Annotated in this window: 14 protein-coding genes and 1 tRNA gene; 11 read left to right on the forward strand and 4 right to left on the reverse strand. The window is 51.2% G+C overall.

What is annotated here, in order from left to right:
- Positions 1 to 115: 115 nt before the first annotated feature.
- The 10 genes from ACG2E4_RS03760 to ACG2E4_RS03805 all read left to right on the forward strand — a co-directional run bounded on the left by ACG2E4_RS03760 (position 116) and on the right by ACG2E4_RS03805 (position 12031).
- Positions 116 to 1393, forward strand: a complete 1278-nt coding sequence (locus tag ACG2E4_RS03760; RefSeq protein WP_395261192.1) for an adenylate/guanylate cyclase domain-containing protein — start codon at positions 116 to 118, stop codon at positions 1391 to 1393.
- A 359-nt stretch (positions 1394 to 1752) separates the two neighbouring features.
- Complete coding sequence (uvrA, locus tag ACG2E4_RS03765; RefSeq protein ID WP_395261190.1) at positions 1753 to 4599, forward strand: excinuclease ABC subunit UvrA; 2847 nt, start codon at positions 1753 to 1755, stop codon at positions 4597 to 4599.
- A gap of 185 nt (positions 4600 to 4784) precedes the next feature.
- A complete protein-coding gene (locus ACG2E4_RS03770; protein ID WP_395275747.1) occupies positions 4785 to 5339 on the forward strand; it encodes a hypothetical protein in 555 nt (184 codons plus the stop codon).
- Positions 5340 to 5419: 80 nt separating this feature from the next.
- Complete coding sequence (gene secD / locus ACG2E4_RS03775; RefSeq protein ID WP_395261187.1) at positions 5420 to 7252, forward strand: protein translocase subunit SecD; 1833 nt, start codon at positions 5420 to 5422, stop codon at positions 7250 to 7252.
- Positions 7253 to 7303: 51 nt separating this feature from the next.
- Positions 7304 to 8215, forward strand: coding sequence for a protein translocase subunit SecF (secF, locus tag ACG2E4_RS03780; protein ID WP_395261185.1), 912 nt, complete (start codon positions 7304 to 7306; stop codon positions 8213 to 8215).
- A gap of 42 nt (positions 8216 to 8257) precedes the next feature.
- Positions 8258 to 8617 carry an STAS domain-containing protein gene (locus ACG2E4_RS03785; protein WP_395261184.1) on the forward strand — a complete coding sequence of 120 codons (360 nt, stop codon included), beginning with the start codon at positions 8258 to 8260 and terminating at the stop codon, positions 8615 to 8617.
- Positions 8618 to 8684: 67 nt separating this feature from the next.
- Entirely contained in the window at positions 8685 to 9962 is a 1278-nt protein-coding gene (locus tag ACG2E4_RS03790; RefSeq protein WP_395261182.1) for an adenylosuccinate synthase, read from the forward strand.
- 303 nt (positions 9963 to 10265) lie between these two features.
- Positions 10266 to 11393: a RuBisCO large subunit C-terminal-like domain-containing protein gene (locus ACG2E4_RS03795; protein ID WP_395261180.1), complete on the forward strand. Its 1128-nt coding sequence runs from the start codon at positions 10266 to 10268 to the stop codon at positions 11391 to 11393.
- Complete coding sequence (locus tag ACG2E4_RS03800) at positions 11380 to 11847, forward strand: cupin domain-containing protein (RefSeq protein ID WP_395275748.1); 468 nt, start codon at positions 11380 to 11382, stop codon at positions 11845 to 11847. Before ACG2E4_RS03795 ends, ACG2E4_RS03800 begins: the two co-directional genes overlap by 14 nt.
- Positions 11848 to 11959: 112 nt before the next feature.
- Positions 11960 to 12031, forward strand: a tRNA-Gly gene (locus ACG2E4_RS03805).
- A gap of 579 nt (positions 12032 to 12610) precedes the next feature.
- Here ACG2E4_RS03805 and mutY read toward each other — a convergent pair.
- Together mutY and ACG2E4_RS03815 are read right to left on the reverse strand one after the other, a co-directional pair.
- A complete protein-coding gene (gene mutY, locus ACG2E4_RS03810) occupies positions 12611 to 13705 on the reverse strand; it encodes an A/G-specific adenine glycosylase (RefSeq protein WP_395261176.1) in 1095 nt (364 codons plus the stop codon).
- Between the two features lie 13 nt (positions 13706 to 13718).
- Entirely contained in the window at positions 13719 to 13874 is a 156-nt protein-coding gene (locus ACG2E4_RS03815) for a hypothetical protein (RefSeq protein WP_395275749.1), read from the reverse strand.
- Positions 13875 to 13999: 125 nt separating this feature from the next.
- Here ACG2E4_RS03815 and ACG2E4_RS03820 point away from each other — a divergent pair, with 125 nt between their 5' ends.
- Positions 14000 to 15295, forward strand: coding sequence for a peptidoglycan DD-metalloendopeptidase family protein (locus tag ACG2E4_RS03820; protein ID WP_395261174.1), 1296 nt, complete (start codon positions 14000 to 14002; stop codon positions 15293 to 15295).
- A gap of 31 nt (positions 15296 to 15326) precedes the next feature.
- Here the strand turns inward: ACG2E4_RS03820 and ACG2E4_RS03825 are convergent, their stop codons facing one another.
- Together ACG2E4_RS03825 and ACG2E4_RS03830 are read right to left on the reverse strand one after the other, a co-directional pair.
- Positions 15327 to 16880 carry an Ig-like domain-containing protein gene (locus ACG2E4_RS03825; RefSeq protein ID WP_395275750.1) on the reverse strand — a complete coding sequence of 518 codons (1554 nt, stop codon included), beginning with the start codon at positions 16878 to 16880 and terminating at the stop codon, positions 15327 to 15329.
- A 13-nt stretch (positions 16881 to 16893) separates the two neighbouring features.
- The gene (locus ACG2E4_RS03830) at positions 16894 to 17874 is read right to left on the reverse strand and encodes an NAD-dependent epimerase/dehydratase family protein (RefSeq protein WP_395261170.1); all 981 of its coding nucleotides are present in this window, start codon (positions 17872 to 17874) and stop codon (positions 16894 to 16896) included.
- Positions 17875 to 17930 lie beyond the last annotated feature (56 nt).

Here is a 17930-nt window from a genome sequence, read left to right on the forward strand (position 1 = left end):
AGTGCAAACGAGAGTATATTTTTACCCGGTTTTTCTCATTTTGTTTCTGTGGCAACAAGATCACTTAATATCCATGGCCGAAAGGTTTCTTCCGCTTCCAAACCCATTTATGTAGATGTTTGAACAGACGTATAAAATTTTAATTGTCGACGATGTCCCTTCCCTCGTTACCACTCTCCGTTATAAACTGACCAAGAAAGATTTTGAGGTGATCACCGCCCAGAACGGGGAAGATGCCCTCGAGATCTGCCGTGAAGAAAAGCCGGACCTGGTAATCAGCGATCTCGAAATGCCGGTGATGGACGGGTACGAGCTGTGTCGTTCAATCAAGGAGGACCCGGAGCTCAATACCACGCCGGTTATACTCCTTACCTTTATGCATACGACCGAGAACCTGATGAAAGGCATAGAAGCCGGTGCCGACAACTACCTGACCAAGCCGTATGATGACAAAACCCTGTTTTCCAAGATCCGGGAGCTGCTGGAAAATCCCGTCGCTCCGCCTGAAGAGGCAGATAGAAAGGCGGTGACAATTGACGGGAGGGAGTACCATATCGAGGCGAACTGGCCCAAGGTACTTAACCTGCTGGTTTCAACCTATAATAACTCCGTGGCCCAGAAAGAGCAGCTTGAGGAAACCAGGGACGAGCTCAATGATGCGTTGGAAGAGCTGGAATACGTGCGGGAAGAGCACCAGGAGCTGCTGCACAATATCTTCCCGGAGAAAATTGCGGAGCAACTGATCGCTTTTAACAAAGTAACTCCCGAGCTGTATAGTGATGTAAGTATTCTGTTTACCGATTTTACCGGGTTCAGCCGGTCTGTAACAGAACTGGATCCAGAAGAATTTATTGAAAAGCTCAGCCATTATTTTGACAACTTCGACAGCTTTTCGGCCGAGTACGGGGTAGAAAAAATTAAGACGATCGGGGATAGCTATATGGCCGTTGGCGGCCTGCCCGAACGCAACAAGTCACATGCCGTTGATACCGCCCTTACCGCGTTGCGGATCCTGAAGTTCACCCGGGAAGAGCACGAGAAAGAGCAGGAGAACTGGAACATCAGGATCGGCATTAACACCGGGGAGGTGCTGGTTGGGGTGATCGGGAAAAAGCGGTTTGCCTACGATGTCTGGGGTTCTGCCGTAAACCTGGCCAGCAGGATGGAGGAAACCTCGAGCAGGAACGCTGTCAACATTTCGGAACAGACCTACCGGCGTATCCGCGATTTCTTTGAATGTGAAGCCCGGGGCGAGATTGAGGTTAAAAATATGGGCTCGGTCCCGATGTATTTTTTACGGCGAATCAAGCCGGAGCTATCTGAAGACCAGGAGGGATATGTTCCAAACCGGGAATTTGGGAAGAAGTATAACGCCGCCTTCGGCGGGGAATAGCAGCGAAGGTGTTCACCTGCATTTCTCACGAGGAAAATTTCATTTTTTTTAAGCTCTGATATGTAGTGAGTTACATTTATTTAAAACCAGAACACTATTACAGTGTGTAGCCAGCTGCGAAATTGGTGAAAAATGCAGGTTCATCGGTCCCGATTGTAAAAATGCCGAAGATGCATTGAATCGCCGATTTCATTCCTATTGCTCCAAATGATCGTTGAAGAAACTAAACCTTGGCCAACGCTGTTGGCTAATTTCGGATATGCAGAATGGAAGAAAAAAGCTGTTAATTGTCCTTACAATTAGCATTCTAACTGATTATCTTTAGGAGTTTATTGCTAACCTAAAAAGCTACGATTTCTTTGCGAGAACACATCGTCATACGCGGAGCACGCGAACACAATCTCAAAAATATAGACGTCAATATACCCCGGGAACAGCTGGTCGTGGTGACCGGCATTTCGGGTTCCGGCAAGTCATCTCTTGCATTTGACACCATCTACGCCGAAGGCCAGCGGCGGTTCCTGGAATCTCTTTCGGCTTACGCCCGGCAGTTCCTGGGGATGATGGAGCGACCGGATATCGACTTTATTGACGGACTTTCCCCGGTTATTTCCATTGACCAGAAGACGACAAACCGGAATCCCCGTTCAACAGTGGGAACCGTTACCGAAATTTATGATTTTCTCCGCCTTCTCTATGCCCGCATCGGGGTGCCGTACTCATGGAAAACCGGCAACAGGATGGAAAAACAGAGTGCCGACCAGGTGGTCGAGAGCATCATGGAGATGCCGGAAGGCACAAAGGCGTACTGCCTGGCACCGGTTGTCCGCGGCCGCAAGGGACATTATCGGGAGCTTTTTGAGCAAACAATGAAGCAGGGTTTTGTGCAGGTGCGTGTAGATGGGGAATTCATGGACTTGGAGGAGGATATGAAAGTGGACCGCTACAAAACCCATAACATCGAGGTTGTGGTAGATCGCTTTGTGATCAACCCCAAGAGTGAAAAACGGATTGCCGAAAGCGTTCGCCTGGCCCTGGAGATGGCCGATGGGAATGTCATCCTGGCGGTTCCCGAAGAGGATGGAGAACTCAAAGATCACCTGTTCTCGCAAAACCTGTTCGACCCGGAAAGCGGTTTGGCGTATGAAGATCCTGCTCCCAACATCTTTTCGTTTAACTCACCGTACGGGGCGTGCCAGAAGTGCGACGGTCTCGGCTATACCCACGATGTGGACCGAAAGCTCGTCATCCCGAACCCGGCGCAGTCTATTGCCGAAGGGGCGATCCGGTTCCTGGGAGAACCGCGCGATATCTTTGTCTTCAAACAGCTGCAGGCGGTGCTGGATACGGTGGATCTCGATTTTGAAACCCCGATTGAAGAGTATCCTGAAGAAGCCCTGGAACTGCTTTTTGAGGGTGGAGGCGACAAAAAGTATGACGTAAGCTATGACTTCCGCGATGACAGCGTAACATACAAACATTCGTTCAAGGGGCTGCGGAATATCATCCGGGAGCAGTACGAGGAGAGCAAGTCGAACAAGCAGCGGGATAAAGCCAAGGCGTTTATGGCCAAAATGACCTGCGATGCCTGCGGGGGTGGCCGGCTTAACAAAGAGGCGCTTTCCTACAAGATTGACGGATACACGATCGACGATCTCGTTAAAATGGATCTCAATTCCCTGCGGGAGGCGGTTAATAACCTGGACCTGACAGAGCGCCAGCAGAAAATTGGCCACCAGGTCCTCAAGGAGGTGCGCGACCGGGTCGACTTTCTACTGAATGTAGGACTCGATTACCTGACGCTGGACCGCGAAGCGCAAACGCTCTCGGGCGGAGAAGCGCAGCGGATTCGGCTGGCTACACAGATCGGGACCCAGCTTGTCGGCGTACTTTATATACTGGATGAACCGAGCATCGGCCTGCACCAGCGCGACAACATAAAGCTGATACGTTCGCTGGAGACGTTGCGTGATCTGGGGAACAGTCTCATCGTCGTGGAGCATGACCGCGAAACGATTGAACATGCCGACTACGTGCTGGACCTGGGTCCCGGCGCGGGAGAGTACGGCGGCGAAATAGTGACCGAGGGTCCGCCAGAAGAGCTGGATCCCGACTCGATGACGGCCCGGTTTTTGGATGACAAGGAGATGATCCCGTATCCCGAAGAGCGACGCAGAGGGAACGGGAAAAGCGTAAAGCTGACCGGCGTGAGAGGCCACAACCTTAAGAACCTGGATGTGGAAATACCGCTCAACAAGTTTATCTGTGTCACCGGTGTAAGTGGGAGCGGGAAGAGTTCGCTCATCAACCAGACGCTGGCCCCGATCTTTTCAAACCATTTTTATAACTCAAAGACGGTGCCGCTGCCCTATGACCGGGTTCACGGGCTGGACAATCTGGACAAGATTATCTCGGTGGATCAAAGCCCGATCGGCAGAACCCCGCGGTCCAACCCAGGGACCTACACGAAGGTTTTTGATCATATCCGCTCCCTTTTTGCCGAACTCCCGGAATCCAAAATCAGGGGGTATGACCAGGGGCGATTTTCATTTAACGTCAAGGGAGGACGCTGCGAGGCCTGTAACGGGGATGGCGTCCGCAAAATTGAGATGAACTTCCTGCCCGATGTCTACGTAACCTGCGAAACCTGTAACGGCAAGCGCTACAATCGCGAGACCCTGGAGATCTATTACAAGGGAAAAAATATCGCTGATGTGTTGAATATGTCGATCAAGGAGGCCAGTGAGTTTTTTGATTCCGTTCCCGCTATCAACCGTATCCTGGGAACGCTGAACGATGTGGGACTCGGGTACCTGACACTTGGACAATCCAGCACCACGCTTTCGGGGGGAGAGGCCCAGCGGATTAAGCTGGCGCGGGAGCTCTCCAAAGTGGGAACCGGAGACACGCTGTATATCATGGATGAACCCACAACAGGCCTTCATTTCCAGGATGTGCGCATGCTGGTGGATGTCATTCAGCAGTTGGTTGACAAGGGGAATTCAGTAATAGTAATTGAGCACAATCTCGATCTGGTCAAAGCGGCAGACTGGATTATTGATCTCGGACCGGAAGGCGGCGTAGGCGGGGGCGAAATTATTGCCGAAGGAACCCCGGAACAGGTCGCCCAGGTGGAGAGCAGCTATACCGGCCGATACCTCAGCCAGGAGTTCGAGCGCGAAAAAAAGGAAAAGATCGAGGTCTGATGGAATTTAAAACCGTGGATCATTCCAAAGGTTGTTGCAATATCGAAATATGATATAAAAGATATAACAATATCTGTCCGTTATAAGGAGATAGTGAACCGGCAGAATATCGGGCGCGGTGATAATCTGTATTTGAGTTTGTACCGCTCTCGGTTTCTGCCTATTTTCAGCCACTTGTGAAAATTATGCGATCACATATCGTCCGACTTTTGATGGTAGCCACCGTTTGTATGGGCATGGCGCTGTACCTGGTGCGCCCCGTTCAGGCTGAAACGGCATCAAACTCATTTGCCAGCTGGCTGAATACGGTGGTAAAGAAAGGAGAGGTGGATTCTGACAATGTCAGGCAGAAGCTTTTTAACCTGCAGAATTCAGATGAATCCCTGGATATCCTTATTCAGAAGGCCTCGGAGATCGTATTGCGGAATAACGAAGATTTCAATCTGCCCCTTGGTGCGAACAGCAACGATTCCGGCAAGGTGTACGATTTACTGATTTGGGAGTGGAACTCCTACCAGACCGGTAACGGCATGGGCAAGGCGTCGCTCCCCTCAACAACCATCAAGTCTAGCATCCTCTCCACGCTCGACAAGTTCGTTCACTCACTGAGTGCGACGTACCGAAAACAAGCTGAACGATTTGACTTATCAACTGATCTCCTTCAGTCCGCCAATCTCATACCGCAACAGATATACCACATCATACCTCTTGCCGGCGGCGTCGCGATTGGAGCCCCTTAGTCTACCCCGCCTGGTATCCGAATTCTTTATCTTTTCCACCCTGCGAAATTAAATTTTAACGTTTAACCTGACGAACTACCATGAAAGACAATGGTTTTAAAATAGGTTCTATTGTAGCCTTTTTAGCTATCTCCTTTTACTACCTGTGGCCAACCGTGGCATACTGGCTTGAACAGAACTACATACAGGATTTGCCACAGGCCGAGCGTACTGAATATGTAGAAGAGAATCAGGCGCGATTGCAAAACCTCCGCACCGAAATGCTCTCCCTGGGACTCGACCTGCAGGGGGGGATGCACGTTACACTGGAAGTGGGTACCCCTCAGCTGGTGTATGAGCTGGCCGGTCAATACGCCGATACGACGCTGCAAAACATTATCAATATTGCAGATCAACGGGCCCTCGAAAACGGTACCGACTTTATTGACGAGCTGGTCCAGGAGTTTGAGCAGCGCGACTCAAATGCGCGGCTCAGTCGCTATTTCCGCTCTGACGCCGACAATATCACCCGCCGATCCACCAACGAGGAGATACAGGAGTACCTGCAGAACCAGCGTGATGAGGCCGTGGATCGTGCGATCGACATTATTAGGACCCGGGTTGACCGATACGGTGTTACCGAGCCCTCCATTTTGAAGCAGGGGAATAACCGGGTTGTCGTAGAGCTGCCGGGAGTGGCCAACAAAGAGCGCGTGCGAAGCCTGCTCAAGGGAACGGCACGGCTGGAGTTTCGCCTGGCGGCGGATCCCAACGACCTGGGTTCTGCCCGGGAACAGATCATGAGTTATTTTGATCAGCAGGGGACGGCCGGAGGAGACACGACGGACACGACCGCCTCGGAGTCGGGTGGGCCCAACCCGTTGTCGCAGGTGCTGAATCCACGGCCGAGAAATCAATATGTATTTGGCTATGCGGCCGCAACCGACACTGCCCGCGTTAATGAGCTGCTGGGCAGGCCCGACGTGCAGGAGATGATCCCGCGTAATGTGGAGCTGATGTGGGGAGCAACCCCGTTTCAGACCTCCCAAGAGGGTGCAACCGAGCTTTTTGAGCTGATCGGGGTTCGCGAATCGGTGGAAATGACGGGCGAAGTGATCGAAGAAGCGCAGGTTACCTTCGACCCGACAACCAATGCCCCGCAGGTTTCCATGGCCATGAACAGCGAGGGCGCCCGCCGCTGGGCCCGTATCACAGGAGCTAATATCGGTAAACCGATTGCCATTGTGCTGGATGGTTATGTCTACTCCTATCCCAATGTGAACACCAAAATTTCTAATGGCCGTTCGGTTATCGAGGGCATAGGGGAGGTCACCGAGGCAGAAGACCTTGTGAATATCCTGCTCTCCGGTGCGCTGCCGGCTCCACTCAATATTGTTGAGGAGCGGACAGTGGGTGCTACGCTGGGAGAGGCCTCCATCCAGTCCGGTTTTTACTCGGTCTTTATCGGGTTGGTCATCGTAGCGGTATTTATGATCGTCTACTACCATCGCGGCGGAGCCATCGCTGACCTGGCCCTCTTGTTGAATATCATATTTATACTGGGTATCCTGGCCGCTTTCAACGCCACACTAACCCTTCCGGGTATTGCCGGTATTGTCTTAACCATCGGTATGGCGGTAGATGCAAACGTGCTGATCTTTGACAGAATCAGGGAGGAGCAGCGAACCGGCAAAACGCTCCGCGCCGCCATCGATGCCGGGTACGCGAACGCGATGAGCGCCATTGTCGATGCCAACGTGACGACCTTTTTCGTGGGTATCATCCTGTTCAGTTTTGGCGTTGGCCCGATCAAGGGATTCGCTGTTACGCTGATGGCCGGAATTGTGGCGTCGCTGTTTAGCGCCATTGTTATTACCCGGGTTGTGATCGACTGGCTGACACGCGATCGTTCGGCTGAAATCAGCTTCGGCTGATCGATATCCCAGAAAATTTTAACGAAAGATCTAATTTGAGGAATCTGAATTATGAGATGGTTTGAAACACCAAGTTTTGATTTTATAAAAGCCCACAAGATCGGCTACATCGTTTCAGGAACGTTACTCGTAATATCGATCATCGCAATCCTTGCAAAGGGACTGCAGTACGGGATCGATTTTCGCGGAGGAAAAGAGTATGTCCTGCAATTCCAGGAGGCAGTGGATGTTGTGCAGGTGCGCAGCGAGCTGTCTGAACCGCTGGGCAGCACCCCGGAAGTCAAGCGGTTTGGTTCTCCCGAGGAAATTCTGATCCGTACCGACAATCCCGGTGATATTACCGATGTCCAAAATATTATCACCGGCACGATGGCAGAGGTCTACCCTGGTAATGAAACCACGGTGATCAAGACCGACGTCGTCGGCCCGCGCTTTGCGGAGGATCTGAAAGCGGGGGCGCTGCAGGCGATTATATTTGCGCTGATCGTCATCTTCGTCTATATCCTGATCCGGTTTAAAAACTGGACATTTTCAGCAGGGGCGGTGGCCGCCTTGTTCCACGATGTGCTGCTGGTGCTCGGCATATTCACCATATTTTCGGACCTGGCGCCCTTCAGCATGCAGATTGACCAGGCTATTATTGCCGCCTTTCTTACCATTGTCGGTTATTCCCTCAACGATACCGTTGTCGTGTTTGACCGTATTCGCGAAAATGCGCTTCTCTACAAAACGATGGAGTATACCAAGATGGTGAATAAAAGTCTCAATGACACGCTGAGTCGCACGGTCATTACTTCGGTTACCACCTTGTTTGTAGTTACAATCCTGTTTATCTTTGGCGGCGAGGTGTTAAAAGGCTTTTCCTTTGCCCTGATGCTTGGCGTTATCGTGGGTACATACAGTTCGCTGTTTGTCGCAAGTTCAATGGTTGTTGAGCTTGAAACCCGGGCAAAAAAAGCTTAAATACAACTCCTAACAGATAATCTAAATAGGGAGATTCATACGATGAATTTTAATGTTTCGGAGCGATACAATTGTGTAGTGCTTGAATTTAAAGGCAACGTGATGGGGGGACCTGATGCTGTCAAGCTCAATGAGAAGCTGCATGAGCTGATTGAGGAGGAAAAAACCAATGTTGTGGCAGACCTGGGAAAAGTCAAATTTATGAACTCATCCGGCCTTGGCATGCTCATCGGCGGGCTGACCACCATGCGGAAAGCGGGCGGCGACCTTCGTATCGCAAATGCGACCGACAAGATCGAAAGCCTGCTGGTCATCACGAAACTTATCACCGTGTTTAAGCACTATAAGTCGCTTGACGAGGCGATCGAGTCGTATGATGAGTCGGAGTCCGAAGAAAGTTAATGTTATAATCCAATCTTGAAAAGAGGGGTGTTCACATACACCCCTTTTTTTGTGTAAAATATAGTCTATGTCAATTCGAGTAGTTGTAGGTGCCCAGTGGGGTGACGAAGGCAAAGGTAAAATTGTTGATCTGTTAAGCAAGGAGGCTGATTACGTCGTTCGATATCAGGGTGGGGCCAATGCCGGCCATACGCTTAAATTCGATGACCAGGAGATCGTTCTTCACCTGGTTCCCTCCGGAATATTCAATGGTTCTGCAAAATGTGTGATCGGCAACGGGGTGGTCATCGAACCCCGGGCGCTGCTGGATGAGATCGAAAACATTCAGGGTATGGATATCGACCTGGAAAACCGGTTATTCATCAGCAGTTCCGCCCATGCCATCCTTCCCTATCACAAACTGCTGGACCAGGTCAAGGAAAAGCACCGCGGAGAGGATGCCATCGGTACCACCGGCCGCGGCATCGGTCCCGCATACGTGAGTAAGGTTTCGCGGGTGGGAATCCGCATGGCCGATCTTTTTCATGAAGATATTTTGGCGGAAAAGCTCAAAAGCAACCTTGACGACATCAATGAAGCATTGGTGCATATCTACAAGGAAGATCCCCTGGAAGTGGAGCAAATTTTGGATGAAACCCTGGAGGCAGCTGAAAAATTGTGTCCCTATATTACCAATACAGCGACTCTTTTGCACCGGGGAATTGAAAACGGGGAAGACATTTTGCTGGAGGGAGCCCAGGGAAGCCTGCTTGATATTGATCACGGAACCTATCCCTATGTAACCTCTTCTTCGCCTACTGCCGGAGGCGCCTGCACCGGTACCGGTATTTCTCCCCGTGCAATCGATCATGTGATGGGCATAACCAAAGCCTATTGCACGCGGGTGGGCAACGGCCCGTTTCCCACGGAGCTTACCGGAGAAACGGGAGAATTTCTCCGTAAAGAGGGACAGGAGTTCGGGGCAACAACCGGGCGTCCCCGGCGCTGCGGCTGGCTTGACCTGGTTGCCCTGAAGTATGCTGTTCGTATCAACGGAATTGACGAGCTGGCAGTTACCAAGATCGATATCCTGAATAACTTCGAGGAGATCAGAGTCTGTACGGAATACAAGGTCGGCGGAGAAAAGATACGAGAATTTTCCCCTGACCTCTATGAAATCAAAAACGCGGAACCGGTTTATAAAACATTTCCGGGATGGAAGTCGGACATCAACAAGTGCAATTCGTTGAGTGAACTGCCCCCGGAAGCCCGTGAGTATCTGCGTTTTATCCAGGATTATCTTGGCGTGGAGCTCAAAATACTCTCCAGCGGACCCAAGCGATCCGAAACGCTTGTACTCGATTGAGATGGTGGCTCGGAATGTAGTTTTGATTCAGAAGTAGAGGGCTTTGCAAAACCCTCAATTCCTCGTTCAGAGGGAGTTATACTCCCGTTAAAAGGTCACCAGGTCGGTAGTACAACTACCTCACAACAAAATAACAGGTTCTGCAAAGGTCCCTGGTAATAGCTATCTTTGGAATACAGGCGGCTATTCGGTTTTACACTCGATTCACCCCGATATGCTATCCAAACCCAATGGCCTGATTTTTTCTAACCTTATTACATTGCTAATGGGCTATGGCTTTTCAAAGCACCTATAAATGAATAGATGCATTTCTTTACCTTGACATACCGGGTGCAGGTGGCTGATGACGAGGATATCGATCAAAAAGTGGAAAATATCTGCCTGGAACAGAGTGCAGAGCTACCCCTGCAGGTCCTCTCAGAATCGCTGGCGGATAAAATTGTGGGTAAACCGAACTTCCGGCAGCAGGTCGATGAAGAGACCTACATCGTAAAGATTGACTGGCCTCTCCAAAATATTGGTGGAGAGATATCAAATTTTATCAATATCCTTTATGGAAACATTTCACTCCAACCCGGAATACGGGTCACGGATGCCAGCTGGAGACCACTGGCGGAGACCCTTTTTGGCGGGCCGGCGCTGGGCATTGAGGAGCTGAGAGCCCGGCTGAATATTACCGGACGAGCAATATCCTCAACAGCCGTTAAGCCGGTGGGGAAAAGTGCCGGGGAGCTGGCCGACCTGTGCTACCGTTTTGCAAAAGGGGGAATCGATATCATTAAAGACGATCACGGGCTTGCAAACCAGGTGTATGCTCCATTCCGTGAACGGGTACCGGCTTGTGTGCAGGCTGTTGAACGTGCGGCGGAAGAATCCGGCCGGCGATCATGGTACTTTCCCAATATTACCGCCCTGGCGTCGGACGCCGTGGACCGGTACGAGATGGCCGCCGATCTCGGGGCCGATGGCGTCCTTATCTGTCCCCACATCACCGGCCTTGAAACGATGCATCAACTGGCGCGTATGGAGATTAAGCTGCCGATCATGGCCCATCCCGCTTTTTCCGGATCGCTAACCACCGTTACGGGAAAAGGGCTGTCACCCGGCTTCCTGTATGGCCAGCTCTGGCGCGCATTGGGAGCGGATTTTGTGATTTATCCCAATGCAGGCGGCCGTTTTTCCTTTACGCTGGATGAGTGCCGGTCGATCAACAGGGCCGCCCGAGTACAAAACAGGGGACTATTCAAGTCTTCATTCCCCGTTCCGGCGGGCGGACTCAAGATCAGCAATATCGACCACTGGCTTGAAACCTATGGACCCGACACCGTGTTTTTAATGGGAGGCAGCCTGTACAAGCACCCCGGGGGGATAGAGACTGCAGCCAGTGAATTCAGCGAAATACTGACTAAAATAAAGGATGATGAAGAATAAAAACCGCTCAAAAGTGATCAAATGTTCTGACTATCAATGGGACGCTGTACCGCGGAAAGAGTATAAGGATGACAGCCAGTGCTACCGCGGGGTCCATCGGTATTCGCTGCTGGGGGAGGCCGATGATGAACAGCAGCTCAATTTTCAAACCCGCTATTTTGAAGTGGAGCCGGGGGGATATACCAGTTTTGAAATACACCGGCACCCGCACTCGGTAATTATCATACGGGGAGCGGGAGAGGTTGTACTTGGCAATGAATTGCATCAGGTCGGCCTCCACGATGTAATATTTGTAGCGCCGGAAACCCCGCACCAGTTTCACGCCACCGGTGAGGATCCTCTCGGGTTTATCTGTATTGTGGATCGCTATCGCGACCGCCCGACGCTGCCGGGTGATGAATTTATCAAGAATGAGATTACGGACGGCCAGGTGCGGGAAAAGATCAAGCGGTAAGCAGGTATTTCTTCCGGTAGTGTATCGAAACGGCAACGAAAGGAGAATTTTAAAAACCTTATATTTTATTTGAAATATACTGTGCAAGGGTCTTATATTTGGGTCTTCTGAAGCGGGAATAGCTCAGTGGTAGAGCATCACCTTGCCAAGGTGAGGGTCGCCGGTTCAAATCCGGTTTCCCGCTCTCGACAAAAGCTCTTACAGGTTGCTGTAAGGGCTTTTTTATTTTACCTGCCTGTTCGACGTATTATCTGCCACTCGCTTTTAGTCGCCGTTGTCCCGGCTTGTTTGCAGGGCTCACAACTCTTCAGGCCGGAGACGGATGAAGAATTATGAATTCCGATCAGATAGGACCGGGAGTGCTGGCCTATCTTCCCGCTGGGGCAGTACTGATTGAAAAGCTGGAAGTGATGAACGAAGGGAGGGCAGGGGGATGATCAAAACCACCTATGAGAAGGTGGTTATTTGAATGGAGTCCCGGCGGGTACTACACCGTATCAAATGGCACTTACTTGGAGAAATAGCTGAGAACCTTGCATCCTGAGCACGCATTTATAGAGAGCTTTGCAAGACCCTAACTTCCTCGTTCTGAGGGAATTGTACTCACGATTAAAGGACAATACGGTCGGTGATACAACCCCCTCCAACAAAATAGCAGGTTCTGCAAAGATCCCTTATAAAAACCTGGTACACAGATAGTCCGTCTGCTAAAAAGGAAGACCTACACACTATACATGTCCCGTGAATAATATCGGCAGAGTTGTTAAATATCCAGCTGTTGCTGGCCGGTACCGAGCTGCATCAGTTTTTTGGTCAGTTTTCTATTGGCTTTTGGAAAAGGGTATTCTTCCAGATCGCTTATGGCAATCCATTTTACCTCCTGGCTGCTGTTGGGCTCCGGCGTGCCATCCACCAGCTCGCACAGGAAAGCGTGCATCGTAATCTTGAAGTGCGAATAGGCGTGATCCAGCTTCATAAAAGGCTTGGTTATATTCACTCTTACCCCCAGTTCTTCCTCGAGCTCGCGTACCACGGTCTCTTCAATGTCTTCATTCTCCGTCTGTTTGCCGCCGGGAAACTCCCAGAGTCCGCCAAGCATTGCGTCTTCGGGGCGTAGTGCAATCAGCACTTCATCTTTCTCATTGTGGATAATTCCGACTCCGACCTGGTGATGCGGCTTCTTTTTGGCCGGCGATTTATAGGGTATATCGTCCGTTTTGACCGATTTATAGGCAATACATTCCGCGCTGACCGGGCAGTGGTTGCAATCCGGGTTGGAGGGTGCGCAGACGGTGGCCCCGAGCTCCATCATGGCCTGGTTGAAATCACCCGGGCGATCGGGATCAAGGAGCTCATCCGCCCGCTGCTGGATCTCATTTTTTGTGGCTGTGCGGCGGATATCATCTTCGATGCCGAAATACCGGCTCAACACCCGGATTACATTGCCGTCTACCACGGCATATTCTTTCTCAAAAGCGATGCTGAGTATGGCGGACGCGGTATAGGGACCGATCCCCTTCAACGATGTGATCTCATTCCAGGTGTCCGGAAGCTGCCCGTCGAAATCATTCACAACTGTTTGGGCCGCATGATGGAGATGCCGGGCCCGGCTGTAATATCCCAGTCCTTCCCACACCTTCAGCACCTCCTGCTGATCGGCCGCAGCCAGGTCCTGAACGGTTGGGAACCGCTCCACAAACCGGTAATAATAGGGCATCGCCTGGTCTACGCGCGTCTGCTGCAGCATTATTTCAGAAATCCACACTTTATACGGATCTCCACAGCTGCGCCAGGGGAGGTCACGTTTGTGCTGGTCGTACCAGGAAAGCAAATTGGAGCGAAAATTCAGTTCAGACACGAAGAAATTGTATTTAAAAATTGGAATTCAGGATAATCGTCATGCCGGATGACTTGCTCGTTCGGAGCGTACAATTTTCAGAAAAAGAAATCAATACGGTAGAGAGCACCATTTCAAACACCATCAGGGTCTTTTGCCGGAGCGGACCGAAAGATGAAATGTGGAGCAAAAATAGAAAAATCTAGTCGTTGTAAAAAAGGAGGATACCACTTATTATTTACTGGTCGATTTATTCCCTGTCTCGGGATTAACACAGGGTCACACTAAACAAGTGCTCTCAAATTCAGGACTTACATGCGCAGCCTGCTGTTTTTGTTTACGATTTCCACCGTTTTACTGTTCGCCTGCAACACACCCGAATCGAAGCGCAGTCCGGCTGCCAAAACTGACGTGGAGGAACCGGACAGCAGTTCGGTCAAACCCGCAAACGTCAATTACGATGTATATGGATTTCCGTATGACTCATCCCTGGTGAGCGATTTTGAGATTAAGCCGAATGAAAGCCTGTACGAAATCCTGGATCGATACGACGTTTCGCCCCGCCAGATCTATTCCATCACGCGTGAGGCCGAGAAAGTGGTGAATTTACGCTCGTTCAGGCCGGGACAGGAGTACCGGGTCTATGCTTCTGCCGATTCATCCAGCAAAATTTCACGTCTTGTCTGGCAGCCCGGACCGGTTGAATATGTCGTATTCGACTGGCAGGATTCGCTAAATGTCTACAAGAAACAGAAAGAGATTACCACCAAACGGGCGACCGCTTCCGCTGAAATCACCAGCTCGCTGTACAACGCCATGATGGCGGAGGATCTGAGTCCGCTGATGGCGAATAAACTCTCCGAAATTTATGCCTGGGAGATCGATTTTTTTGCTCTTCGCAAAGGTGATCGATTTAAAATTTATTATGAGCAGAAATTTGTTGACGGGACATTTTACAGCACGGGGGATATACTGGCCGCGGAATTTACGCACCGGGGTGAAACGCATAAAGCGTATAAATATGAAGGCGACGACATAGACGGCTACTTTGACGAGGAGGGGAGGAGCGTGCAAAAAGCGCTGCTAAAAGCCCCGTTTACCTATAGCCAGCGCATCAGTTCGAGATTCAGCCACAACCGCCTTCACCCGATTCTGAAACGGCGGATGCCGCATTACGGGGTCGACTACGCCGCTCCAACCGGAACGCCGGTACTTTCGGTGGGTGACGGGACAGTTACAGAAGCGCGGTACCGGGGCGCCAACGGAAATATTGTAAAGATTCGCCACAACAGCACTTACGAGACGGCATACCTGCATCTGAATGGTTTTGCGAGTGGCATCCGGCGGGGTGCCTCCGTGGAGCAGGGAGAAGTGATCGGGTATGTGGGAAGCACCGGGCGCTCAACGGGTCCCCACCTGGACTACCGGATATACAAGAACGATCAGCCGGTCAATCCGCTTACGATCGATCTCCCCGCCTCACGTTCTGTTCCCGAAGAGGAGATGGATCAGTTTTTCCAGGTCAGGAACTACCTGCAACAGGAGCTGGAAGCAGTTGATGAACCGGTTCCCCCAAGTAGCGAACCGGAACCGGCGGTGTTGAGCCGATAACCGTTAACCCGGATTTCTCACCAAGAAATTTTTATTCCCCGGACTCCTCGCTCCGCTGTATCTCAATTACCCTGATGTTAATATCAATCTGGGAGGCGGCTCCAAACTGGTCGGTTGCCACCACCTGGAAGCTGTTTTCGCCAACCTGCCGTGCGGTGGGGGTCCATTGGAACCGCCCGCTTTTTTCGTCCACGGTCGCTCCCTCCGGAAGATCTACTCCGATATACCGAATGAGGTCCGGATCATTGCCGTCGGGATCGGTCGCATTCACGGGCAGTGTGAATGATTCGCCCACCGGAATGGTAATCTGCCTGACGGGACTGAAGCGCGGGGGCGCGTTAAAAGATCGGACGTCAACTGTAAAACTGGTGCTGTCTACCTGCCCATCCAGTGAGCTGGCAATAATCTTAAAGTGGTGCCGTCCAGTGTTGTTGGATTGCGGCTGCCAGTAAAAGCCGTTCCCCCGGATGTTGGCATTCTGGATGTTGGACTGGTAGGCAAATTGCAGGTTTTCAAGGGGGTAGCTGCCCTCCAGCTCAATCGCCTGAAGAACGGGCTTGGGATAGGGAACAGTTATATTCTGAATCGGTTTCAGCGCGAGGGTGGAGGAAGCTTCGGGTTGGGCAGAGTCCGTTTCTTCGGCAGTGGCAACTTCAGCCACGGTAATGGGATTCAGCTGGTTATACTCAGAGAGCCACAGCTGATCCTGGGTAACGGTAAAATAGTTGCCGGCATCCCGGTCTTTTTTCCAAAGCTGGGGAGCACGACTGCGGTAGGAGGTCCACAGCCGGTTGGATTCCCCCCTGATGATCAACCAGTTGTTCCAGGACTCAATCTTCTTGACCGATTCTCCAATGGAACCAAGTTCAGAGAGATCCCCACTCCCGTCGATCTCGTAAATGCGTCCGGATGGATCAGAACCCAGAAGTTGTTCATCAATGACAAAGATATGTTCCAGGGGATGTTCCAGCTGCAGTTGGTTCGAGAGGGATATCTCGCCATTCCCGTCATTTTCGGTAAAAATGAGGAGGGTGCCATCGTCGGCCAAGGCAAACAGCTGGCTGCTGCTGGTTTCGAGATCTACAACCGGTTTCTGCCGTGTTTCTATGCGGGTGACGGCCGAATCCACCGATGCGGGGGTGGAAAGATCGAGGCGGCCCAGTCCATCCGTCCCCATCGCTATGTAGAGAAACTGGTCCATGCGCCGGGCGTCAAGGGGGGGAGCCGGTAACTGGGTGGAGGAGTAAACGCCGAGCACAGAGGTCGGCTCGAGCACCGTAAGCCGCCTGGAATCACCAAAAAGATATGCAAAACGGATATCACTCGTCATTTTGTACCCGCGCCGGGCCATTCCCGACGAGGAATAGAGCCATTGAAGAGAATCTGGGCGGGTGCGGAACAGGACCATCCCCTCCGTTTCAGAGAGTACATACAGGTGGGCGGGAGAGCTCTCCACGGCGATGACCGACGGGATCTCCATGACGTAGGAATAATCCTTGGAGAGTTCAGGCTGGGCCCTCGCATTGGAGGCAATGAGGACTCCAAAAAATGAAACAAGCAAAAATGTGAACGGTAATTTCTTCATACTGAGTGCTGATTTATAACCAATGATGCATTTTATACCAGTGGATGGTCCTGGAGATCCCTTCCGCCAGGGTGTATGTCGGGCTGTAGTCCAATTCCTCCCGGGCCTTGTCAATATTACATGTCCATTCCAAAACCAGCTCGTTTGCCTTGTCGCGGTTTATAACGGGATAGGTTCCGAAAAATGATGCCGCTTTTTCAACTGCACCGGCAATTTTTTTTACGATCTTGGGCTTAATATAAATGGGAATGGCTTTTTTACCTAAAACCTTTGTGGATGTTTCGCGGATTTCATTCCAGGTGTGCAGCTGTTTTCCGGATATGAAGTAGGTGTGAACACCGGGCTGCTGCCGTTCAGCTGCCTTCAGGATGGCCTGTATCACATCCATTACGTACACCATCGAAATTTTTGGATGCTCCCCGTCCCCGATGATCGGGCAAATGTGCTTGTCAACCATCTTGAAGAAGGAGTAGATCTGGTCTTCGCGGGGGCCGTATACCGCCGAGGGGCGCAGGATCGTTATCGACTGATCTCCGGAAGCCACCCGGTGTATCATCTCTTCCATCTGTTTTTTTGATCGCCCGTACATGCTGACCGGCTTCATGGGATCTTCTTCGGTGACGGGTGTACCGTTTTCGGGGGTTGGTCCCGCGGCAGCCAGGGAGGAGAGGACGACAATATTCCGGACGCCCTGTTTCTGAGCTACCCGGAGAAGATGCTCGGTCGCCTCCACATTGGCCTGTTCAAACTGCTGCCAGGTCGGGGCTTTTACTACGCCGGCCGCGTGGAAAATGACATCTGTGCCCGCAACAGCACTTTTGAGTGTGGGAATGTCGTGGAGATCGCCGGGAACTTTTATGTAGTCATTTCCCTTCAACCACTTTTCACTGTTACGCACAAGACATCGAATTTCGGAGAATCGCTGGTCTTCGATAAGCGTATCAACCAAATGGCTGCCGATAAATCCGGTACCGCCAGTAATAAAGGCTTTCATCAAATTTCGTATATTCCAGATTTCAGAATTTGAACATTCAAAGCGTCACCAAGATA

This window comes from Halalkalibaculum sp. DA384, assembly GCF_043951955.1.
Taxonomy (GTDB): domain Bacteria; phylum Bacteroidota; class Rhodothermia; order Balneolales; family Balneolaceae; genus JAMQKA01.